Origin of the sequence: Sphingobacterium sp. Lzh-3, from assembly GCF_046764375.1 — a bacterium.
GTDB lineage: Bacteria > Bacteroidota > Bacteroidia > Sphingobacteriales > Sphingobacteriaceae > Sphingobacterium.
The window spans coordinates 2485589-2508815 of record NZ_CP177226.1 but is presented as its reverse complement, the minus strand read 5'-3'; the positions used below and the strand labels follow the sequence as shown (position 1 = coordinate 2508815).

At 40.1% G+C, this 23227-nt stretch carries 25 protein-coding genes; 14 read left to right on the top strand and 11 right to left on the bottom strand.

The genetic code is table 11. From position 1 onward, the window contains the following. The 4 genes from ACLCDV_RS10230 (at position 1) to ACLCDV_RS10215 (ending at position 2991) form a co-directional block, all read left to right on the top strand. Positions 1–465: an SRPBCC domain-containing protein gene (locus ACLCDV_RS10230; RefSeq protein WP_317667213.1), complete on the top strand. Its 465-nt coding sequence runs from the start codon at positions 1–3 to the stop codon at positions 463–465. Between the two features lie 8 nt (positions 466–473). Beyond that, positions 474–1058, top strand: coding sequence for a YdeI/OmpD-associated family protein (locus ACLCDV_RS10225; protein WP_411973600.1), 585 nt, complete (start codon positions 474–476; stop codon positions 1056–1058). A 152-nt stretch (positions 1059–1210) separates the two neighbouring features. Further along, positions 1211–2776 carry a sulfatase gene (locus ACLCDV_RS10220; RefSeq protein ID WP_411973599.1) on the top strand — a complete coding sequence of 522 codons (1566 nt, stop codon included), beginning with the start codon at positions 1211–1213 and terminating at the stop codon, positions 2774–2776. A gap of 44 nt (positions 2777–2820) precedes the next feature. Then, complete coding sequence (locus ACLCDV_RS10215) at positions 2821–2991, top strand: hypothetical protein (protein ID WP_411973598.1); 171 nt, start codon at positions 2821–2823, stop codon at positions 2989–2991. 58 nt (positions 2992–3049) lie between these two features. Here the strand turns inward: ACLCDV_RS10215 and ACLCDV_RS10210 are convergent, their stop codons facing one another. The 4 genes from ACLCDV_RS10210 to ACLCDV_RS10195 all read right to left on the bottom strand — a co-directional run bounded on the left by ACLCDV_RS10210 (position 3050) and on the right by ACLCDV_RS10195 (position 5528). Beyond that, on the bottom strand, positions 3050–3799 hold the full coding sequence (locus ACLCDV_RS10210) for an SDR family NAD(P)-dependent oxidoreductase (protein WP_075992070.1): 750 nt from the start codon (positions 3797–3799) through the stop codon (positions 3050–3052). Between the two features lie 109 nt (positions 3800–3908). Further along, positions 3909–4592 carry a hypothetical protein gene (locus ACLCDV_RS10205; RefSeq protein WP_317667217.1) on the bottom strand — a complete coding sequence of 228 codons (684 nt, stop codon included), beginning with the start codon at positions 4590–4592 and terminating at the stop codon, positions 3909–3911. Positions 4593–4699: 107 nt separating this feature from the next. Beyond that, entirely contained in the window at positions 4700–5209 is a 510-nt protein-coding gene (locus ACLCDV_RS10200) for a hypothetical protein (RefSeq protein ID WP_411973597.1), read from the bottom strand. A gap of 19 nt (positions 5210–5228) precedes the next feature. Beyond that, positions 5229–5528: a hypothetical protein gene (locus ACLCDV_RS10195; protein ID WP_411973596.1), complete on the bottom strand. Its 300-nt coding sequence runs from the start codon at positions 5526–5528 to the stop codon at positions 5229–5231. A 136-nt stretch (positions 5529–5664) separates the two neighbouring features. Between ACLCDV_RS10195 and mazG the strand changes: the two genes are divergently transcribed. The 4 genes from mazG to kdsB all read left to right on the top strand — a co-directional run bounded on the left by mazG (position 5665) and on the right by kdsB (position 9012). Next, on the top strand, positions 5665–6477 hold the full coding sequence (gene mazG, locus ACLCDV_RS10190; RefSeq protein WP_317667219.1) for a nucleoside triphosphate pyrophosphohydrolase: 813 nt from the start codon (positions 5665–5667) through the stop codon (positions 6475–6477). A gap of 75 nt (positions 6478–6552) precedes the next feature. Next, positions 6553–7551, top strand: a complete 999-nt coding sequence (gene trpS / locus ACLCDV_RS10185) for a tryptophan--tRNA ligase (protein ID WP_145327417.1) — start codon at positions 6553–6555, stop codon at positions 7549–7551. Positions 7552–7563: 12 nt separating this feature from the next. After that, entirely contained in the window at positions 7564–8181 is a 618-nt protein-coding gene (locus tag ACLCDV_RS10180; protein ID WP_145327418.1) for a deoxynucleoside kinase, read from the top strand. 87 nt (positions 8182–8268) lie between these two features. Beyond that, complete coding sequence (gene kdsB / locus ACLCDV_RS10175) at positions 8269–9012, top strand: 3-deoxy-manno-octulosonate cytidylyltransferase (protein ID WP_317667221.1); 744 nt, start codon at positions 8269–8271, stop codon at positions 9010–9012. A gap of 6 nt (positions 9013–9018) precedes the next feature. Here the strand turns inward: kdsB and ACLCDV_RS10170 are convergent, their stop codons facing one another. Genes ACLCDV_RS10170 through ACLCDV_RS10160 form a run of 3 tightly spaced genes read right to left on the bottom strand, consistent with a single transcriptional unit; the run spans position 9019 to position 11635 of the window. Then, on the bottom strand, positions 9019–9924 hold the full coding sequence (locus ACLCDV_RS10170; RefSeq protein ID WP_411973595.1) for an aldo/keto reductase: 906 nt from the start codon (positions 9922–9924) through the stop codon (positions 9019–9021). Beyond that, positions 9911–10642, bottom strand: coding sequence for an FKBP-type peptidyl-prolyl cis-trans isomerase (locus ACLCDV_RS10165; RefSeq protein ID WP_411973594.1), 732 nt, complete (start codon positions 10640–10642; stop codon positions 9911–9913). The genes ACLCDV_RS10170 and ACLCDV_RS10165 overlap by 14 nt, the downstream gene beginning before the upstream one ends. Before the next feature lie 6 nt (positions 10643–10648). Further along, on the bottom strand, positions 10649–11635 hold the full coding sequence (locus ACLCDV_RS10160) for a glycosyltransferase family protein (protein ID WP_120334628.1): 987 nt from the start codon (positions 11633–11635) through the stop codon (positions 10649–10651). Positions 11636–11854: 219 nt separating this feature from the next. Here ACLCDV_RS10160 and ACLCDV_RS10155 point away from each other — a divergent pair, with 219 nt between their 5' ends. Both ACLCDV_RS10155 and ACLCDV_RS10150 read left to right on the top strand, forming a co-directional pair. Next, positions 11855–12766 (top strand): zinc dependent phospholipase C family protein, encoded by a 912-nt coding sequence (locus ACLCDV_RS10155; protein ID WP_411973593.1) that lies wholly within the window; start codon positions 11855–11857, stop codon positions 12764–12766. A gap of 100 nt (positions 12767–12866) precedes the next feature. Continuing rightward, a complete protein-coding gene (locus ACLCDV_RS10150; RefSeq protein ID WP_411973592.1) occupies positions 12867–14753 on the top strand; it encodes a TonB-dependent receptor plug domain-containing protein in 1887 nt (628 codons plus the stop codon). Positions 14754–14908: 155 nt separating this feature from the next. Here ACLCDV_RS10150 and ACLCDV_RS10145 read toward each other — a convergent pair whose 3' ends face one another. The 3 genes from ACLCDV_RS10145 to ACLCDV_RS10135 form a co-directional block, all read right to left on the bottom strand. Next, positions 14909–15625: a ThuA domain-containing protein gene (locus ACLCDV_RS10145; protein ID WP_411973591.1), complete on the bottom strand. Its 717-nt coding sequence runs from the start codon at positions 15623–15625 to the stop codon at positions 14909–14911. A gap of 121 nt (positions 15626–15746) precedes the next feature. Further along, positions 15747–16814, bottom strand: coding sequence for a 3-dehydroquinate synthase (aroB, locus tag ACLCDV_RS10140; protein ID WP_336834754.1), 1068 nt, complete (start codon positions 16812–16814; stop codon positions 15747–15749). A 50-nt stretch (positions 16815–16864) separates the two neighbouring features. Beyond that, positions 16865–17071: an RNA-binding S4 domain-containing protein gene (locus tag ACLCDV_RS10135; RefSeq protein ID WP_070568728.1), complete on the bottom strand. Its 207-nt coding sequence runs from the start codon at positions 17069–17071 to the stop codon at positions 16865–16867. 95 nt (positions 17072–17166) lie between these two features. Here ACLCDV_RS10135 and ACLCDV_RS10130 point away from each other — a divergent pair, with 95 nt between their 5' ends. The 3 genes from ACLCDV_RS10130 to xpt all read left to right on the top strand — a co-directional run bounded on the left by ACLCDV_RS10130 (position 17167) and on the right by xpt (position 21033). Next, a complete protein-coding gene (locus ACLCDV_RS10130) occupies positions 17167–18360 on the top strand; it encodes a proline dehydrogenase family protein (protein WP_182332650.1) in 1194 nt (397 codons plus the stop codon). 265 nt (positions 18361–18625) lie between these two features. Then, positions 18626–20404, top strand: coding sequence for an AMP-dependent synthetase/ligase (locus ACLCDV_RS10125; RefSeq protein ID WP_411973590.1), 1779 nt, complete (start codon positions 18626–18628; stop codon positions 20402–20404). A gap of 53 nt (positions 20405–20457) precedes the next feature. After that, the gene (xpt, locus tag ACLCDV_RS10120; protein ID WP_411973589.1) at positions 20458–21033 is read left to right on the top strand and encodes a xanthine phosphoribosyltransferase; all 576 of its coding nucleotides are present in this window, start codon (positions 20458–20460) and stop codon (positions 21031–21033) included. Positions 21034–21100: 67 nt separating this feature from the next. Here xpt and ACLCDV_RS10115 read toward each other — a convergent pair whose 3' ends face one another. After that, entirely contained in the window at positions 21101–21586 is a 486-nt protein-coding gene (locus ACLCDV_RS10115) for a hypothetical protein (protein ID WP_317667232.1), read from the bottom strand. A gap of 177 nt (positions 21587–21763) precedes the next feature. Between ACLCDV_RS10115 and mnmE the strand changes: the two genes are divergently transcribed. Further along, on the top strand, positions 21764–23143 hold the full coding sequence (gene mnmE / locus ACLCDV_RS10110) for a tRNA uridine-5-carboxymethylaminomethyl(34) synthesis GTPase MnmE (RefSeq protein WP_120334635.1): 1380 nt from the start codon (positions 21764–21766) through the stop codon (positions 23141–23143). Positions 23144–23227 lie beyond the last annotated feature (84 nt).

The window sequence follows — 23227 nt, the reverse complement described above, 5'->3', positions numbered from 1 at the left end:
ATGGAGCCAAAAACTAAGGTCCAGGCAGAGGACAATAAACAGGAGATTATCATTACAAGGGAATTCGATTTACCAGTTGAACTACTCTTCAAAGCATACGAAGATCCCGAAATTTTCGAACAGTGGATGGGAACCAAAGTCCTGAAATTGGAAAATAAAAAGCATGGCTCCTATGCATTGGAAACTTCGCATAATGGCCAGGTCATGTTCAAAGCAAATGGAGCGATACATGAATTCCTCCCCAATCAACGCATCACACGGACTTTTGAAATGGAAAACAGCGCATTCCCCGTACAGTTGGAATATTTAACATTTGAAAAATTAAGTGCAGAACGCAGTAGTCTTCACATCCATATTATATTTCAGTCGGTCGCCTTTCGGAACCAGCTGTTACAGATGCCTTTTGCGCAAGGAATCAATATGGCGCACAATAGATTACAGGAAATTCTTGCTAAACTTACCTAAAACCCTACATGATGAATCTAAAAATTGAACATTTTTTTGAAAATGCGACGAGATGGAACGAAGAATTCAATCTGTTGAGAGAAATTGTCCGTGGCAATAAAACACTGCAAGAAGATTATAAATGGATGCATCCGTGTTATACACTGGAAGGTAAAAATGTCGTATTGATACACGGCTTTAAAGAATACTGTGCGCTTTTATTTCACAAAGGTGCATTATTAAAAGATCCCAAAAATATACTGATCCAGCAAACTGAAAATGTTCAGTCGGCCAGACAGCTTAGATTCACCACTCTTGAGCAGATAGCATCATTACGGGAGGTGATATCGGCATATATTCAGGAGGCCATCGAAATTGAAGAATCAGGCAAGAAAGTTGACCTGCGAAAAGCTGCCGATTACCCTGTACCGGAAGAATTTAAGCGTGCCTTACTTGAAGACCCTTTCCTTCAAAAAGCTTTTCAATCACTTACGCCAGGTCGACAAAAAGGTTACCTATTCTACTTTAACCAGGCAAAACAAGTGAAAACACGTGAGGCGAGAATCGAAAAATATTACCAGCATATTCTAGATGGAAAAGGTATCGATGACTAACCTATTTTTTACAGTTTATCCGTTATATATTTATCTATAAAGAGTAGATTTGTCTACAATCAAATAGACAGAACCAGACCAAGACGAATGATTATAGCTATTATTGCAATCCGATATAGTCAATTCGTCGACTAATGTATAGCTGAATTCACATGAATAAAAAATTAGTATTGCTCATCTGCGGCTTATTGCCCATTTTTTCACAAGCACAGAAAAAGAACAACGCAACACAACGCCCCAATATCGTCTTTATCCTAACGGACGATTTCACGGCCCAAGCATGGGGCGTATATGGCGGTATTTTAAAAGATTTTGTCAAAAATCCGAATATTGAAAAATTAGCCAGCCAAGGGGCGGTACTCCATAATACATTCTGTACCAATTCAATTTGCACCCCTAGCCGTGCAACCATACTGACAGGACAGTACAGTAATAAAAACCAAGTCTACACACTGGAAGATGCGTTGGATCCCGATAAGGAAAATATCGCCAAGGATCTGCATAATGCGGGCTACCAAACTGCTGTTTTTGGAAAATGGCATCTGAAAAAAAGGCCGAGTGGATTTGACGATTTTAAAGTTCTTCCTGGCCACGGTGTTTATCATAATCCGACTTACCTCTCTAAAGACAACTGGAATGATAAGGAAGAGGCTGGTACACCTTATGAAGGCTATGTAGATGATATCACCACAACGATGAGTCTGGACTGGTTAAAATCACGCAATCCCGACAAACCCTTCTTCTTAATGTGTCATTACAAAGCGACGCATGAACCCTTTGATTTTGCCGAGCGATTCAAAGATTACTACAAAGATGTGGAGTTTCCTTATCCCCCGACATTTTTGGATTCAGGAGCAATCACGACTGGACGCTCTTTTGAAGGGCAGCCTTTGGAAGAGCTTGGCCGCCGTTATGAGCAAGCTTCGGTAGGCCCCTTTTGGACATCTTATCCTGAGCTTCCCTTTTCAACAAAAGGAATGGCCCCTTTGGAAGCCCGCAAAAAGATCTACCAAAAGTTCATCAAAGATTATCTGCGTTGCGTTGCTGGAATCGATGATAATCTCGGGAAAATTATGCACTATCTTGAAACGGCAAAATTGGACGAAAATACTGTTGTGATCCTGGCTTCCGATCAAGGATACTTTTTAGGTGAACACAATTTTATGGATAAACGTCTCATGTACGAAGAATCACTGCGCATGCCTTTTGTGATCAGCTACCCCAAAGAAATCAAAGCCGGTAGTCGATTAGACGACATGATTCTAAATATCGATTTCGCTGCACTATTTGCAGACTATGCCGGCATCAAAAAACCTGCCTACATCCAAGGCGAAAGCTTCCGGAATAACCTCAAAGGAAATACTTCCAAAACATGGCGGTCTGCTGTGTATTACCGCTATTGGCAACATGCTCCAATACGCCCAGCCCACCTTGGCGTTCGTGATGAACGCTACAAACTGATCTATTTTTACGGACAACCTTTGGAAATGACAGGTAGCGAGCCTAAAACAACAGCACCCGCCTGGGAATTCTACGATCTACAACAGGATCCCATGGAAACACACAATGCCATTCTAGACAAAAAATATGTCAAAGAAATTGATCGGTTAAAGAAAAAGTTGGCTAAACTTAAAGCTGAAGCAGGCGATGATGATGCAACAAGACCAGCTTTTCAGCAGGTTCTCAAACAAGAAAACTTATCGCTCCGGCAACCATAAGGGACGATCGGTATCCAGGAAAATATGCTACAGTAAAAGTCCTGTTGGCATTATATAATCTTGCAATTGATCCCGGTGAAGATAGAGACCAAAAAGATCAATATCCCGAAATTGTCAAACAACTCCAACAGGTAGCAGATAAATATTGTCGCACGTTGGGTGACGGATTAAATAACATGCAAGGGACTGAAATACGTCCAGCAGCACAGTTATAGTGCAAAAAAAAGGGATCCAACACGACAAATTTGATCCCTTTTTTCTTAAACTGAGCTGTTAAACAGCAGTATAACCACCATCAACTAAGTAATACCCTCCGGTCATAAAAGACGATTTATCCGAACTTAAAAAAAGAACCAGCTCAGCGACTTCCTCTGCCTTTCCCAAACGTCCAATAGGGTGTTTACTGATTAACGCATTGATATGCTCTTTATCCAACTTAGCCAATAACGGTGTATCAATATAACCAGGTCCAACTGCATTACAACGAATATTTTTTTGACCATATTCTGCGCCGATGTTTTTTGTCAGTCCCACTACAGCATGTTTGGCTGAAGTATAAGCACTTGACATAGGCGCAGCCACGGTACCATGAATAGAAGCCATATTGACAATAACACCACCTCCATTCCGCTCCATGGCCTCTATCTGATATTTACATCCATAAAATACGCCATTGAAATTAATATCAATTACTTTTTTCCATCCATCGAGACTGTAATCTCCCGTTAGTGCAGCCTCTCCACCAATACCAGCATTATTGCATGCAATATCAAGCCGGCCAAATGTCTTGACAGCGTAACCAACCAAGGCTTCATTGTCAGCGGGAGATGAGCTATCTGCTTTGAAAAACACAGCTTCTCCTCCTAGAGATTCAATTTGTTTTACGGTTTCATTCCCCGCTTGCTCGTTGATATCCGAGACAACGACCTTTGCACCTTCTTTACCATAAGCCAATGCAACTGCCAGTCCGATCCCCGAACCCGCACCTGTTACTAAAGCTACTTTATCTGCTAAAATTTTCATATGATATAAATTTTATGATACAGACAATTTACTAAATGCAATGCGGAATCAAGTCAAAAAGGCCACTTACTTCAATTAAAACGAAACTAAAATGACATTTCTCGACGGGTTAGTTCTGTAGCTGCGGATATTTTTTATATAATCTGTCCAAAAACAAACGCCCCATCAACTGAAGCCTCGCCTGTGTTTCAAACATACCTGAACCTGGAGAAATAATACCATGTGGCATACGCTGAACAGTACCATAATAAATAATATCGAGCCCATTTCCGTTGACGTCAAGATGCATTTTCTTAGGTTTCAAGCCCATGACAGAGCCCATGCGTGTTACTTTTTCAGAATTAGTAATCTGCGCAGTTCGCGCATCGAGCAAGGTTTCATGATCAAAAACCAAATGGTCTCTCACCTCCCCATCATCGAAAAATACGTAATGCAATTCGTTGTTGCTCAGCACGAGATAAGAAGCGTTATCCCGCTCATTATAACGAGCCTTTACACCTACAGCCGCCCAGGCAACAGTCTTGGCTGCCGTAGCTGCAGCTGAAGCAACTTTGTCCCCCACCGTTGCGATATACGCGCATTGCGTAAAGGCGTCGATCGGAGCGCCGTTCAACTGTTTTCTTAATTCACTAAATTCATCACTTAACAATTCATCCTTTACGCCTGGAGCTAGGGCGATCCCGGATTCGCCTTCATACTTTTTGGCCGTCTCCTTTTGCTTTTTCATCATCATAAGAGAAATGAATACACAAGCCACAACGATAACGGCAAAAATACCAATGTACAACATCATAAAATAAAATTTAGAATGGGTTTATAATTCAATAAAAAATCCAGAAAGTGAACAACCTATTTAGGCTTTCTCTCTCTGGTACGATCGACTACAAAAATTTTGCCAGACTAAAGAATTTTATCCGGGTAGTGAATATTATTTAAAGCAGTCTGGTGCATATCAACCCAAATATCCTTGTTTGACTGCTGTATAAGCCAATTTGGAGAGCTTCGCATGTCGGCATCGGCATCATTATTGTAAATGGATGGAAAATCAGACTCTTTGGCCCTAAGCAAAACAACGATCGTACCAGCCATAAGCAAGGGGATATCGCCTAAAACGAGATTATAAAAACCATCTTCAAGCAATCCCGGACTAAAACGCTGTAAACTGTCATAACTACGTTCCAATTTGCCGATCAATTTTTCCAGTTCATGTGGATAATGATCCTCAACATAAGACTCAAACAAAGCCGAACCTTTATTGTAGAATCCCGCTTTCATGAGGTTTAATGCTTCATTTCTATAAACCTGCAACCAACGATCCGAAGCTAGATCATGATATTCCGTCTCTACCTCTTTACCATCACGTTTCAAGGCCCAAAGCTTAAGCTGCTCAAGCCGTTCTGTTGTTTCCATACCATTTTTTTCCATAAGACTATCGCTCCCGCTCTTTGAGTTCCAATTGCAATAGAATATCCCGTTTCTTACCTTCGATTAAAGATAAATTGCCCGCAACAAAAACACCTTTCTGTCCCGAATTTTTGCTAATACCATACACTGATGATTCATCATCAGGATCTGATGCACCTTCATAGCGAAATAAGTAGTCAATTCTGTACTGATCTGCATGAGCCAACAAATCGTCAAATTCAATATTATAGTCTATTGTATAGCCTAAGTCGTTTAACTTTTCCAAGGCAACACTTGCAGAGGAGTATCCATGCATTCTTTCCATAGTTGATTGTTCTAAATCCGATCTAAATTCTAATTTTTATTATAAAACGATTGACAAAAGAGTTTTGTTTTCCGCAAGTTGAAATAGTTTATTCAAAATCATATTTCTACTTTTGTGCTACCAAACACGATGAAATATGGCAAATCTAGCAGCACCAGCGTATCAGCATACACCTCAACTCGCTTTTCAACGATTACTCGATGTCTTATATACCTTACGGGTTGAATGTCCCTGGGATAAAAAACAGACTATGGAATCCCTTCGACATTTGACTATGGAGGAAATGTATGAATTAACCGACGCCATTTTGGAAAAAGATTATCCAGAAATCAAAAAAGAACTTGGCGACGTCTTGATGCATCTGGTATTCTATGCCCGCATTGCCGAAGAAGAAGGACATTTCAACATCGTCGACGTACTTAATGCAATCTGTGATAAATTGATTACGCGCCATCCCCACATCTATGGCGACACCAATGCTGATACAGAAGATCAAGTCAAGTCCAATTGGGAAACAATCAAGCTCAAAGAAGGCAATACATCTGTTCTTGCTGGTGTCCCAAAAGGCCTACCCGCTTTGGTAAAGGCCTATCGTATCCAAGATAAAGTTCGCGGTGTCGGCTTTGACTGGGAAGATAAGAAACAAGTATGGGAAAAAGTAGAGGAAGAGCTTGCCGAATTTAAAGCCGAATTTAATCTGGAAACAGCGCTTCCAATGGATCAGGAAAAAGCGGAAGGCGAATTTGGCGACCTTTTATTCTCCTTAATAAATTATGCACGGCATATTGGCATAAACCCCGAAAATGCACTTGAACGCACCAACAAAAAATTCATTGAACGGTTTACCTATTTAGAACAAAAAGCCGCTGAAAATAAGCAACAACTGCAGGAAATGAGTCTAGAAGAAATGGACGTTTATTGGAATGAAGCTAAAAAATTAAAAAAATAACGCAATCCCTAAAAAGGGAGTCACGGACCGAATTTAATTCGACTTTGTCAAATTTATCCGTAAATTCGCAGGAATATGGAAACAGTTGTTAGCGGTATCAGAAGTACCGGAAAATTACATTTAGGAAATTACTACGGCGCATTGAGCAATTTTGTGAAAATGCAAAACGAATATAATTGCTTTTTTTTCATTGCGGATTTACATTCACTAACGACCCACCCCACTCCTCATGGACTTCAGGGAACGGTTCGTCAAGTTATTGTTGAATATTTAGCTGCGGGAATAGACCCCGAAAAATCGACTATTTACGTTCAATCAGATGTTCCAGAAGTTGCGGAACTCTATCTATATATGAATATGAACGCCTATCTCGGCGAGCTTGAACGCGCTACAGCATTTAAAGATAAAGTTAGAAGCAGTCCAGACAATGTTAACGCAGGTTTATTGACCTATCCGGTCTTGATGGCCTCTGATATATTGATTCACCATGGCACAAAAGTGCCTGTAGGAAAAGATCAGGAACAGCATTTGGAGATGACGCGGACTTTTGGCAATCGCTTCAATCGCTTATACAACGTAGATTATTTTAAAGAAGCGTTTGCGTTCTCCTACGCTGACAAATTGGTGAAAGTTCCCGGACTTTCAGGCCAGGGAAAAATGGGTAAATCCAATGGTGAAGCAGATTGTATTTATCTATCGGACAGTGAAACTGTAATTCGTAAAAAAGTGATGCGTGCTGTATCCGATTCTGGTCCGACGGAAATGAACCAGCCTAAGCCTGAAGCTATCCAAAATCTTTTTGATTTAATGAAGGTCGTATCTACTGCAGATACGTTACAGCATTTTGATGAACTCTATAACAAATGTGAAATTCGTTATGGTGATTTCAAAAAACAATTGGCAGAAGATATGGTCCTTGCAACCAACGATGTACGCTCCCGTATAGAGGATATATCAAACGATGATGCATACATTGCTAAAGTTGCAAAAATGGGCGCTGAAAAAGCAAGCGAATCCGCGCACAAGACGCTGAAAGAAGTTCGTGAGATTATTGGTATTAAAAGATTTTATTAAGCTAGAAATAATATGCACATCGCTATCGTTGGAAATATAGGTGCCGGCAAAACAACATTGACCGAAATGTTGGCCAGTCACTTTAAATTTGAACCTCAGTTTGAAGCTGTAGACAACAATCCTTATCTGGAAGATTTTTATTCGGACATGAAACGCTGGGCATTCAATCTTCAGATTTTTTTCCTCAACAGTCGCTTTAGACATATTGTAAAATTGCAGGAAACTGGCATTGATATGATTCAGGATCGTACCATTTATGAAGATGCTTATATCTTTGCCGAAAACTTGTATGATATGGGTTTAATGAGCGCACGTGATTTTGAAAACTATAGTAATATTTTTCAAAGCATTATCCATTATATCAAACCGCCAGATTTATTGATTTACCTCAAAGCCTCTGTCCCTACCCTGGTGAATAATATCCAAAAAAGGGGCCGTGACTATGAATCCGCAATTCGCTTGGATTATCTGTCGAAGCTGAACGATAAATATGATAAATGGATCAATAATTACAAAGAAGGTAAGGTCATGATTCTGGACAAGGACAACCTGGATTTCACCACAAACCCAGAGGACCTCGGCAATATCATTCAAAAAATCGAAGCCGAATTATACGGATTATTCGAATAATTGCGATATCAAAAGCCTGTAAGACACTTAATTTTACAGGCTTTTTGATAAACTTGCATTTCCTCAGCCAACGATAAATAGTAAAAAATGAAATTTTTAGGTATTATTCCTGCCCGATATGCATCGAGCAGATTCCCTGGAAAACCGCTGATCGACATTGAAGGAAAAACGATGATTCAGCGGGTCTACGAACAGGTCAAAAAATCAACAAAATTAAACGATGTTGTTGTAGCAACTGACGACCAGCGCATCGCAGAAACTGTACGTTCTTTTGGTGGCGAAGTTGTCATGACCGCAGAGCACCATCAATCGGGAACAGATCGTTGTGCTGAAGTCATCACCAATATCGAAGGTTATGATGTTGCCATCAATATACAGGGTGACGAACCCTTTATAGACCCCGCACAAATTGATCTTTTAGCAAATTGTTTTGAAGATACCACTACGCAGATAGCGACCCTAATCAAGGAAATTACTGCGGAGGAGGAACTATTTAATGTAAACATCCCTAAAGTTGTCCGAAACACCAAAGGAGAAGCCATCTACTTTAGTAGGCAGACCATTCCTTTTTTAAGAGCTGTGGAAAAAGACCAATGGTTACAAAGGCAAACATTCTATAAACATATCGGAATATATGCTTACCAAGTAGATACATTAAAAGCCCTGACACAACTTCCTATTTCTATGCTAGAAGAAGCAGAGGCTCTGGAACAGCTACGCTGGTTAGAAAATGGCTACGCCATTCAAACGGCAATTACAACGCATGAAACTGTCGCCGTAGATACAAAAGAAGACCTCGCTAAAATATTAAGACTATTTTTCAATAAATAGTAAAGCTTACCGGTGTTCGGTATAATATAACGACCGGACACCTTCCAATAGAACCTGCTTATCCAAATCACTTAATTTGATCATCTGCGCTTTTGCTCTGATCAATTCATCCAATTGCAATTTGGTACTCACACCAACGAGTGCTGTAGCAACAGCTGCGTTAGAAAGCACATAAGAAAGTGCAACAACCATATTGTCTTTTCCGATACGTTTGGAAAGATTTGCCAAGTTTCTCACAATATGGGCCACCTCTCCCGAACTATACTGAAGAAAAGGTTCTATTGGCTTGTTGATGAGAACGCCTTTGGCTAATACACCGCGTACGACGATACTTACACCCTGTTCTTCCAACATGCCACTGATTTCTTCTTCTGGTCTTCTATCCAATAGACTGTATTGCATCATTACTGAAGCAATGTCAGATTTGGGCAAAAATGCCTTGATAACATTTGGGCGAATTGATGAAAGACCGTAAGCACGGATTTTCCCCTGTTGCTTCAACAGCTCAAACGCTTCAACAATCTCTTCTATCGGATCTTCTATCGTACCACCATGTAACTGATAGAGGTCGATGTAATCCGTTTTTAAACGTGACAACGAACCTTCCACAGCCTTGATAATATAGTCTTTCGAAGCCTTCCAATCCCAGCCGGATCCATCTGCACGCCAAAGGTTACCAACTTTCGACGCCAAAACAATATGCTTGCGAAAGCTTTGCACACTCTCCCCGACGATCATCTCGTTTAGGCCTTTATCGTAGAGATCAGCGGTATCAAAGAAGGTGATCCCGTTCTCGTAAGCTTTTTGGATAATATCTTTGGATTGTTTGGACTGATTGCTTTTTAAAGACATGCAGCCCAAACCTATTTCCGAAACGATTAAGCTTGTATTTCCTAATTTACGTTGTTCCATCTGCACCAATATCAAGCAATTCTACCTCAAACACCAATGTGCTGTTTGCAGGAATTTCACCTGTCGCCCGTTCGCCATAGGCTAATCTGCTTGGTATAAAAAATTTATACTTTGCACCTTTGGACATTAACGGGATTCCAATCTGCCACCCTTTGATCACCTGACCCAAGGATAGTTTCAATGGCTCCTTACGGTCGTATGAGCTATCAAATTGCTTTCCATTGAGTAAGGTACCTTTATAATGCACGGTTACCTCATCGTCACTTTTTGGCTTTGGACCTTCAGCCTCATTGAGAACAAGATATTGAATTCCTTCGGCTGTAGATTTCATCCCAGCAACCTTTGCATTTTCTGCAAAAAATTTGTCTTCTTCAGCACGGCTAGCAGCCTCTTTTTTAGCACGAACGTCCATGATTGCCTGCTGAATAACCGTTCTTCCTTGACCTTCTTCCAATAGCGATTTCTCCCCTTTCAAGACATCCGAAATTGCTTTTGCAATAACATCTGACTTCAAGTAATCAATCTCAATAGATTTTAGTGAATTTCCGATATCGGCACCAAATGCATAAGACACAGAATCGGCCTTCGTTTTCAGTTGATTTGTTGCACTTGATTTCGTTGCGACGACTTTCTTCTTGGCCGTCGTTTTCGTTTTTTTTTGTTGGGCAAATCCTGTGACTGTTGTCAAGGATAATAGGGCTAATGCAATATACTTCATGTTTGTTTAACGGTGCTTCTGCACGATTTCATTTATAATTTCCTGCGTGATATTAGGGTAATCAACTTCAACCCTAGATTTACTGTTGAGCCAGGCTTCTATCGCCAGCATGTTTTTCTGCTTTAAGCTCGAAATTACAGGCACCCCCATCTCTTCCAATGACGCTGCATTCAAATGCTGCTCATATTGGTTCTTCATCGGGATAACTAACAGTTTCTTTTTCAAATATAACGCTTCTGCCGGTGTTTCAAAACCTGCCCCACATAAAACTCCAGAAGAAGATGCCATACTATCAATAAAAGATTGGTTATTGATCGGTCTTATCGTTACATTTTTCATGTCAAATGCCTTTGAATTATGTTTGCTAAAAACATCCCACTTTACGTCCGGAAACTTCATCAAATGCTTTAAAAGATGCGCATCATCATATGCCGGGAGGTAAACCGTATAATGTCCCTGATCTGTGACATTCAATTCACGAACAGCATTACGGATAACCGGTTGATAAATATTCTTGGCGTACCGCTTGAAATGGAAACCATAGGAATGGGTAGACGGCGCATAATTTTTCATAATAAATTTGCCCAGCATATCACTATCTTCTGGCTTAGGACTCGATGGATCTAAGGCAGCGATCTGATGGCTCAACCCAATGCATTCCAAATCTTTTGAATGACAAGCCCAAGCAGAAATTGGTTCAAAATCATTGATCACCAAATCATAGTTTTCTATGGGCAAGCTCTTAATTTCATTCGTAAATTTACGGATCGTCGAACTCATAAATGTTTTCCACAGATCTACTCCGCCGGATTTACCAAAGATAAAACTCAGCCCGTGAAAACGGTATTTCACTTCGAAAGGTAATGATAGATCTGCTTGAATTCCACTAACCAAAACATCGACTTCCCCTAACTCCCTCAAACAGGGGACAATATCCATTGCCCGGCTCAGATGTCCATTTCCTGTCCCTTGTACGGCATACAATATCTTCATAACGACTGCATTTTGTGTCGGCAAATTAATCAATTTTAACGAGTATCAATATTATTTTATTGTTTAGTTATGTTAAGAAAATATAAATTAACATCAATAAAAAAAATCGTTAATCCATTTTTAATTTTCCTTTACGTATATTTAATATCAACAATTAATTAATAGCCAGTTTAATACCCCATGAAGTCTCTATTTTATCGGATGCTTTGCATAGTCGCCATGCTAATTTTAACATCGTGGGGATTTTTTGCTCATAAAAAAATTAATCATTATGCCGTCTTTGCGCTCCCCGCTCAGTTGGCTAAGTTCTACAAATCCAATATTGACCTTATTACCGAAAAAGCTGTTGATCCAGATAAACGCTGCTTCACAGACAGCGCTGAAGGCCCAAGACACTTTATAGATTTAGAGGACTACCGCAAGGAAAGTACAGTTGACTCCATACCGATACATTGGTCACAGGCCAAAGAGAAATTTCAAGAAAAGCAATTGTTAAAAAATGGCATTGTGCCCTGGCAAATCAACTTTACCTATCAAAAGCTTGTTAGAGCTTTTCAAGCAAAAGATTATAAACGGATTATCAAACACTCAGCAGAACTCGGGCATTATATTGCTGATGCCCATGTTCCATTACACACGACTAAAAATTATAATGGACAGCTTACGCATCAACAAGGTATACACGCATTCTGGGAAAGCCGTTTACCGGAAATGTTTTCAGAAAAATACAACCTCCGGGTTGGAAAAGCCAACTATATCAAAGATCCCTTAGCGGAGGCCTGGACTATCGTCCATGAAAGCAATCGCCTTGTGGATTCTGTATTGAGCATTGAAGCCCGGCTCAATCGTCAATTTAAAGCATCACAAAAAAAATCTTTTATTGAGCGAAACAATCAACTGGTGTGGACCTATTCCGACAGTTATGCTAGAGCTTATCATGAAGCCATGAACGGTATGGTTGAAAGGAGAATGCAAAAAACCATCTTACGCGTTGCTTCCTATTGGTATTCAGCCTGGCTCGAATCCGGCCAACCCGACTTGACCAACATCGAAAAAATAAAAGGCACAGACAAGCAAGAGCACATCGATATAACGGGAAAAAAGCGTATCGGCCGAGAAGAGTGGATGTAAGAAGTAACAAAACATCATCCGGACTACCAGTATTATTCACTCCGGACTATTTATTTTTTAGTCAGCTAAGCTACTTTTGCAGCGTAAAATCTAGGAAAGCATGTTGAATAAGAATATTACGTTAACAAACCTTGCATTAGTACTGAGTATTGGAGCTGCGACTGCTCAGATTAAAGATACAACCACTTTAGGCGAAGTCATCATTAATCAAAACCGCTTACAGATCCCTTTTTCAAAACAAAGCAAGAATATCCAAATATTGACGCAGGAAGATATACAGAGGCTCCCAAATCGATCAATCAACGAATTGCTGAGCAATATCCCGGGAGTTGATATTCGTCAACGTGGACCATTTGGTTCGCAGGCAGATATAAGCATCGACGGTGGGTCTTTTGAACAGACGGCGATACTACTCAACGGGGTTAAAATCACCGATCCACAGAGTGCCCATCACAACATGAACCTTCCGGTTCCGCTGGAGGCCATCGAGCGTATCGAAATCATTCGGGGGCCAGCTTCACGAATTTTCGGTATTAATGCACTAACGGGTGCCATCAACATCGTAACAAAGAAAATTGAATCAAATCAAATTAGTGCCCAGTTGTACAGTGGTTCTTCATTCAAAGATAATGAGCAGACAAGTACAGGCAAGTATTATGGTAAAGGTGTTCAGCTTGGCTCACAGTTTTTAACCAAGCAAACAAGCCACGGTTTATATTTTGGCCACGAAGACTCCAATGGGCAACGTTACAATACAGCCTCCAACAATAATAAACTTTATTACGACGGGACATATCAACCGAATACAGCTAATATGATAAAAGCCAATGTTGGCTATATCAACAATCAATTTGGAGCCAATGGTTACTACGCTGCACCGAGTGACAAGGAAGCTTATGAACAGGTTAAAACGGCTTTCGCTTCCCTGCAGTCCAAGCATCAATTAACACAGGCATTTTCCATCAGTCCACGCCTCAGTAATCGCTACAATGAAGATGAATATTGGTATTTAGGCCGAGAAACAACCAAAGGTAGATCCAAACATTACAGCAACGTCTTCGGAGCAGAAATTAATGCCACATTGGAGCAAAGTTATGGTACATTTGGCTTAGGACTGGAAAGTCGATTTGAACGCATCAATAGCACCAGTATTGGCGACCATACCCGGGAGAATTACGGTGGCTACCTTGAATTCAAAACAGAGGCGATCGAAAAACTGATGATCAACTCAGGTGCCTACATCAATTATAACTCAAAATTTGGCTGGCAGGTATTCCCGGGTCTAGATTTGGGCTATGATATTACCGAACATTGGAAGATTGTAGTCAACGCAGGTTCTAGCCAGCGGATCCCTTCCTTTACGGATCTTTACACCAATCAGACAGCCAACGTCGGAAACCCCACACTGAGCTCTGAAAATGCCTATCAGATCGAAGGTGGTATAAAATACTTATCCAATCGGATTATTGCTCAAGCGGGTTATTTCCATCGAAGGATAAGCGATTTCATAGACTGGCAAAAAGAGGATGCCACTACAGGAAGTGGAACGGTCATTCCGTGGAAACCAATAAATATTGGAAAAAATAAAATTGATGGATTCAATGCTTCATTCCGATATAATATCAATGATCCCAGTGCCACGACACGATACTTTACAATGCTAAGTTATAATTATCTCAACCCAAGCCTAACATTAGCAGACGGGATACTATCCAAATATGCTATTGAAAGCTTAAGGCATCAAGTTATTGCCAACTTTACCATAAACCACAAGAACTGGATGTTAACTTCTGCAAACCGCTTTAATGAGCGTATCAGTTACAAATCTTATTTCATCGCTGACGTAAGAGGATCGTACCAACTTCAAGACTTAAACATCTTTGTGGATGTTCAGAATATATTTGACAAGAGCTATATAGAAGCTGCCGCCGTTCCAATGCCCGGTCGTTGGTTTAGTATCGGCGCAAAATATAAACTGAACTATTAAACCCGATCAAATGGCAAAATCGGTTCTCTTCCCATTTCGCCATCAATTATAAAAAAGTCCCAAATGGAATGACCATTTGGGACTTTTCATTGTGCTATTGCCACATAGAAGCATGTACCCTGCCATAATTCAGAAAACGCCAACTATAAAATAAGTTACTTTTTCTTGGGAAGAACAGATAAAATTCCTCCAATTAAATGTTTTTGGAACTCAGGTTCGTCATAGGACTCATCGGTATGTCCAAGCCCGGTATAGAAGACTTTCCCTCCATCGTAGCTCTGGGTCCAGGAGATTGGATGTTGATCCCCCATTTTTCCACCTTGGTAGCTTTTTTCATCCAAATTCATCAACACATGCAATCCGTCCTTCACGTCCTTGAAATTATACCATTCATCTTTGTGCCACCAGATCGGATCAAGGTGCTTGGTGGCCGGATGTTTTCTGTCCAGCACATCAATTTTGGCTTTTTGTACGGCAGGATGAGACGCAAAATACGCCCCTACAAGGCCGTTATACCATGGCCAATCAAATTCAGTATCCGTCGCTGCATGGATACCCACAAACCCTTTTCCTGATTGGATATACCGCACAAAAGCTTCCTGTTGCGCATTATCGAGAATATCGCCAGTTGTGCTCAGAAAGATAACAGCGTCATATTTTTTCAATCCCTGATCTGTAAACAGAGCAGCATCCTCCGAATGATCAGATTTTATCTTTTCGTTATCTAGCAACTGTTTTAGTATCGCTGCACCCTTTTCGATGCTTCCGTGTCTAAACCCTTTTGTCTTGCTAAAGATCAATACTTGCCTTTGTGCCTGAACAGCAGCTGACATCCCCAACAGGAGAAACAGAAAAATGAAGATTCTATTCATGATATAAATGGTTATTATGATGATTTAAGTTTAGGTTTACTATTTTCCGCAACGAAATTGCGATAAAAATAGCTGTAAAGAAAAGCCGTGCATTCTCCCGATACACGGCTTTTCTGTTTTATTATTGTGTGATTAGCTCACGGTAAAAATCAAGACTTTCAATAATATCTTCCTCAGAAACGTAGATATCATATTGACAACTGCCAATTTGGTCAAGCAATGCGAAACCGATCTGATTGGACAGGTTTTTCTTATCGTTTCGCATCAGATCCAACAGGGCTGTATCAATGGAAGAATCAAATGTGTAGTCGTTGAAATATTTTCTAAAAGTTTGGATCAAATCGTTTAATTCATCCAAAGGCAAACCATTCAATTTATGCGATAGGTACCCCTCACAAATCATTCCTACTGCAATAGCTTCTCCATGTAATAAAGGTGAAGCATCGTTCAACAACGAGTAGCCCTCAATAGCATGACCAATTGTATGGCCAAAATTTAAAATTTTACGCAGTCCTTTTTCTTTCGGATCCTCAAGGATAACATGGTTTTTGATCGAAACAGAATGTTTGACTAAAGAATTGTCGATTTGATCGATCTCCAACGTTTTCACTCGCTCATAATAAGCCCGATCGAAGATCAGTCCATGTTTAATTACTTCAGCAAAACCTGAGATTAACTGACGTTGATCTAAGGTTTTCAAAAACTGGCTTGAAATAAATACAGCTTGGGGTTGTGCAAAAGTTCCAATAATATTTTTCACACTTCCCATATCAATACCGGTTTTACCTCCGACTGATGCGTCTACCTGGGAAAGTAAAGTCGTCGGAATTTGAATAAAATCCATCCCTCTTTTGAAAGTTGATGCTGCAAATCCACCCATATCAGTCACCACACCACCGCCAAGATTGATCATCAATGAATGTCTATCTGCTCCGAAATCGAGCATATTATGCCATACACCAATACAGAAATCAATATTTTTATTTTCCTCGCCCGGATCTACTTCTATCACATCATAATTCGCTAAATTGGGTAAAGCTTGCTGAAATAGCGGCAAACAATTATCCAAGGTATTGGTATCCACCAATACGATGATCTTTGAGTAATTGCGCTCAGCTAAAAACGCCTCTAAAGAGGCCAACGTATCATCAAAATACACCTGATAGCCCAAACTTTCTATGACTTCCATTCTACGATTCTTTAAGGTTTAAGTTTTCTATTTACCAATATTGTTTAATATTACACCAATTTTATTTGCATCCCATCAAATTCAACAACATCTCCCGGTCTTAATTTGAGTCTTTTCCGGTAATCAACCTGCCCATTATACTTCACATACCCTTCCGCCACAACCCATTGAGCCATAGCACCATGCTCTACCCAATTTAAAGCTTTAAGTAACTGTATAAGCTGGATATATTCGCCCTCGATTTTAAATTCTTGCATTTCACAAAAATAGTGGTTTCACTGAGGAATACAAGAATTATCATCGTTTTAATGCTTACTAAATTGCTACATTTGCCTTATTGCAAATAAAGATTATGATTGAGAATTCTGAGCCCAAAACATTATCCTTTGATAATACAGAGATTGCTTTTAAAAGTAAAAGCGATAAGGATTTGGAAAGAGCGTATTGGTTATTCAAAATAATAGCGAATAACTTCTTGACAAAAGTAGGTCCGTCAATGACCAACTTTGCCCTGAACATAGGACTGCCTATCCAAGGTATCATCCGTAAAACAATTTTCAAACATTTTTGTGGTGGAGAAACCATCGCGGGTTGCGAAGCAGCAATCAACGAATTGGGAGAAAATGGTGTAGGGACAATCCTGGATTATTCTGTTGAAGGAGAGGAAACAGAAAGTGCATTTGACGCCTGTTGCGAAGAGGTATTACGTACCGTAGTTGCGGCAAGTAAAAACAAATACATTCCATTTTCGGTATTTAAACCAACTGGATTAGGACGTTTTGAGTTATTTGAAAAGGTCAATGCCAAAGAAACTTTAACAGCGGCAGAACAAGGAGAATACCAGCGCATGTTGGATCGTACTGACCGTATCTGTAAAGCATGTCATGCCGCAGGTGTAAAAGTTTTGGTAGATGCTGAACATTCATGGATTCAAGATGCGATCGATGATATTGCACGTGAAATGATGGAAAAATACAATATGGAGAAACCAATTGTATATAATACTTATCAATTGTACCGTAGTGATAAGCTGGCATCGTTGAAAGCCGACTTTGAATATGCAAAAGTTAGAGGATTTCACATGGGTGCTAAGATCGTCCGTGGTGCCTACATGGAGATCGAACGTGCTCGCGCTGCGCAAAAAGGTTATTCCGATCCTATCCAGCCAAATAAAGAAGCTTCAGATAGAGATTATAATGAAGCTATTGAATTTATCTTGGACCACCTGGACAACTTTGGGCTAATGGCGGGTACACACAATGAAGACAGTAGCATGTTATTGGCGAAGGAAATTGACAGACGTGGTATCGATAGATCCACCGATCGCATCTTCTTTGCGCAATTATTGGGTATGTCTGACAACCTTAGCTTTAACTTGGCGGCACATGGCTATAATGTTGCTAAATACATGCCTTATGGACCGGTTAAAGCGGTGATGCCATATCTTTTCCGTAGAGCACAAGAAAATACTTCCGTCGCAGGAGCGACAGGTCGGGAGCTCGGGCTTTTGATCAAAGAAAAACAAAGAAGAAAAGCTAGTCGATAACGACTAGCTTTTTTTATAATTGGCGGGCATCAAGCCCATCTACTCAAGGAACTATGCTCAAATGGTTTCCAGGAAACACTTTACTTTTGAAAAGCACAAAAGCACTTTACCTATCACTCACCTCCCCTTCGTCCTTTTGAAACAAGCTAATTACAAAATCATTCCATATTCTTGAAACTATTATTTATGTTTGCAAACTTTTCCCTTAAAACAAAGTTCATACTGGAAGGGTGCTCCCCCGGAGCTTAAAAGAATACGATTTGAAATGGAAGAAAAACTTAGATTATTTGATCTTGCACGTCAACAGATGGGCAAATACCCCGATCTTGATATGTTTGCCCACAAAGTGGACGGCAAGTGGAATTATATCAAAACAGCAGATTTTCTTGAACAAGTAGACAGCCTCTCCAAAGGGCTGATTGAACTTGGCGTGAAACCCAACGAGAAAGTTGGTCTCATTGCCGGTAGCAGTATGGAATGGCATTTGATTGACTTTGCAATCCAGCAAATTGGTGCAGTGGTGGTCGCCATCTACCCAAATATTACGGATACAGACTATCAATATATCTTTAATGATGCCGAAATCAGGGTTTGTATCGTCAGCAACAAAAGCCTGTACGATCGCCTAATGAATCTAACCGACTCAATCTATACATTGAAGTATATTTTTTGTATCGCAGATCAGGAAGGCACACGTAGCTGGAAAGAACTGAATGATATAGGTTCCAATTGCTCCCTAGAAAAACTAGCAGCACTACGTGACCAGGTTAAACCTGAAGATCTCGCTACCCTGATTTACACTTCCGGTACTACGGGCAAACCAAAAGGCGTCATGTTGTCACACAATAATATCTTTTCCAATGTATTGGGCGCAGCAGAAATTACCCCTTGTAAAGCTTATGACCGCGGACTGACCTTCCTCCCTCCTTGTCACGCCTACGAGCGTATGGTTTTATATACCTATATGTATCTTGGCTTTACGATCTATATCGCAGAATCTTTTGACAAGATTGGTGATAATCTGAAGGAAGTAAAACCTCATATCATGACCGTTGTCCCTCGTATTCTTGAAAAAGTCTATGAGAAAATTATGAAAACAGGTCATGATCTCAGTGGTTTCAAACGCAAAGTATTTGATTGGGCTGTTTCAGTTGCAGAAGAATATGATCCAAATCCTGAGAAAAGAAGTCTATCCTATAATCTCAAACTAAAGCTAGCCAAGAAACTTGTCCTTAACAAATGGTATGAAGCATTGGGTGGCGAATTACTTACTGTTGCCTCTGGATCAGCTTCTCTTCATGGTAAACTAACAAGCGCTTTCTTAGCCGCAGGAATTCCATTATATGAGGGTTACGGCATGACCGAAGCCTCCCCACTCATTTCAGTCAATCACTATATCAAAGGAATACGCATAGGCACTGTTGGCCTTCCTGTCCGTTTTGTTGAAATAAAACTTGCTGAAGACGGAGAAATATTAGTAAAAGGCCCTAATGTCATGATGGGATACTATAAGAACAAGGCCGAAACGGATAAAACGATCATTGATGGATGGCTGCATACCGGAGATATTGGAAAGTGGGAAGATGAAAAATTCTTGAAAATCATTGACCGAAAAAAAGAGATGTTCAAAATTTCAGGTGGGAAGTACGTCATACCACAACCTATCGAAACCAAGCTTGTTGAATCTAAATTTATTGAACAGGCAATGGTTATCGGTGACGGGATGAAGTTTGCTTCTGCCTTTATTGTACCAAACTATGCCCATTTGTTGGATTGGGCCAGAACAGATGCTCCTGAACTTGCAAGCATGACAAAGGATGATTTTCTGACTGACCCTGCCATAGTAAAAAAAGTTAATCAAGAGGTACGTCGTGCAAACCAGCACTTTGGTAACTGGGAGCAGATTAAGAAACCAATTATTTTAACAGATGAATTTACTATTGAAAATGGAGAGTTAACACCAACCTTGAAAATGAAACGAAAGGTAATTCTCGAACATCATCAAGAAGAGTTCAATAACCTCTATCAGATGGAGATGGATTAAGGTTTAATAAATCAAAATTTTGACATAGCGCGCTATATTTATACGAGTAAAACATGAAATTATTAAAGGATAGAATCCTTCATGACGGTAAAAGTCTTGCAGGAGGCATACTTAAAGTAGACAACTTCATCAATCACCAGATGGACCCCGTATTGATGAAATCTATTGCGGTGGAATTTGTCCGTCGTTTTGCAGACCTCCCGATCAATAAAATCATTACAATTGAAGCGAGCGGAATAGCCCCAGCGATCATGCTTGGCTACCTTTTGGAATTACCGGTTGTATTTGTAAAAAAAGCAAAACCGACCACCATGGCTGATATGTATGTAAGCCAGGTGCATTCATTTACCAAGAATAGAACCTACGACATCTGTGTCAGCAAAGAGTTTCTTACGCCGAGCGACAATGTTCTTTTTATAGACGATTTTTTGGCCAATGGGAATGCTGCTTTTGGTATGCTCGATCTCGTTAAACAATCGGGGGCTTCAGTATTGGGCATGGGATTTATTATCGAAAAATCCTTCCAGGAAGGTGGCAAAAGATTACGAGAATTGCCCGATTTAAGAATAGAATCGCTAGCGCAGATAAGGTCGCTAGAAGTGAATAAAGTCAGTTTCGAAGAAGATTAGCAAAAAGAAAAGCCTCATCTCCCTAAGGAGTGAGGCTTTTTTATTCAAACAACAAGATAAATTCTTTCTAATCCCAACGGTAGTCGTTGTAAAAATCTTCCGGATGTCTGCTAATTGCAACATCTTTTACAATCCGGATATTGGCTGCTCCCAAGTTGACATTCAGCATAAATGAAGGCACGTTTGATGAAAAATTCCAACGACCATTGCGCATATACACGTAACCTCCTCTGTAAGGATCGTAGAATGTTTTGTAATCTCTAAAGTATACATGGTGTCTACTATCGTAACGATGTGCGCTTGCCCAGGCCGGTGCTCTATGACGGTATGCCTTTCGGTATGACTTAGCTACTTCTTTATGATACTTACGGTCTTCTTTTTCGCGTTTTTCTAAATATTTTCGATATTCCTTATCCCTTTTCTCTTCATATTTTCTACGCTCTTTGTCCTGTTTCCATTCACGTTCATGTCCACGATGCTGAGCCGAAGATTGTTGAGGAGCGATTAAAACCAGTCCTCCAATTGCCAACGCGAAGTATATCATCTTTCTCATAACAGTATAATTTAAATTTAAAAATCAATTCCACTCCGCCTGTGTTCCATTCTTTTTTACAAGCGTTTCTATGGGTATGACTTCAATGTTTGAACAAAGGTTTAATCGATCGCGACGAATTTAATTTGTGCCGCAATATATAGAATCCATTACTTCAATTTAACGTATCTTTGTACCATGTCAAATACAGGATATATCACTGAAGATACCATTGTTGCATTAGCGACATCTTCCGGAACAAATGGCGCTATTGCTGTCATACGTGTTTCGGGCCAGAACGCCATAAAAATTACGAACGAAATATTTAAAGGAAAGAACCTACTTCAACAAGCATCACATACCATCCATTTCGGAACCATACGCGATGGTGAAGAGATCATTGACGAGGTATTGGTCTCCTTATTTGTAGCCCCGAACTCCTATACGAGAGAAAATTCGGTGGAAATATCAACGCATAACTCCAAATATATTATTGAGCGCGTTGTAAATTTACTCATCAAAAAAGGAGCACGCGCTGCCCGTCCGGGAGAATTTACCTTACGTGCATTTCTCAATGGCGGAATGGATTTATCCCAAGCAGAAGCAGTTGCCGATTTAATTGCATCCAATTCTGCAGCCTCACATCAAGTGGCGATGCAGCAGATGCGTGGCGGCTTTTCCAATCAGCTTAAATCCCTTCGTGAAGATCTCATTCACTTTGCTTCACTGATTGAATTAGAGCTTGATTTTTCAGAAGAAGATGTGGAATTTGCCAACAGGGATCAGCTAAAAAATCTAATCAACAAAATACAGGTTATTGTTCAAAAATTAGTGCAATCTTTTGAACAGGGTAACGTCCTAAAAAATGGTGTTCCTGTTGTCATTGCCGGAAAACCAAATGTAGGAAAATCAACGCTATTGAATGCTTTCTTAAATGAAGAACGTGCCATTGTTTCCGATATTGCAGGAACAACACGCGATACCATTGAAGATGAAATTAATATTCATGGCGTCACATTCCGATTTATTGACACAGCAGGTATACGTGAGACGGCAGATGTTATTGAAGCAAAAGGTGTTGAGCGTACCCGTGAAAAGATGAAACAGGCGCGATTGATCATTTACCTATTTGACCCTACACAGGACAAAGTCGAAGAAGTACAAGCGCAATTACCTGAAATCGAGCGCCTACAAATTCCATTTGTCACCATTATCAATAAATCAGATTTGCTTTCTGAGGCGCAAAAAGAGGTTTACAATGTTCTTAATCCACTTTACATTTCAGCGAAAGAACAAATCGGTGTCGAGGAACTGAAAGACGAATTGATCAATCGTGTACATTTAGGAAATTTAAATACCGACGACGTCATGGTCACCAACATCCGTCACGTAGAAGCGCTACAAAAAACAGCAGATTCACTTGAACGCGTAATCTATGGTATTGACAATCCGGTCACTTCCGATTTCCTAGCGATGGATATACGCCAAGCCTTATATCATCTTGGTGAAATCACGGGAAGCGTTTCTACAGACGATTTATTGGATAATATCTTTTCCAAGTTTTGTATTGGAAAGTAAACAGGTAAAATAGAACAAGCCAACTTACTGATGATTAACTTATTTACAGGATTTAATTTTGTAGTAATTAACGCGTAAGTTGGC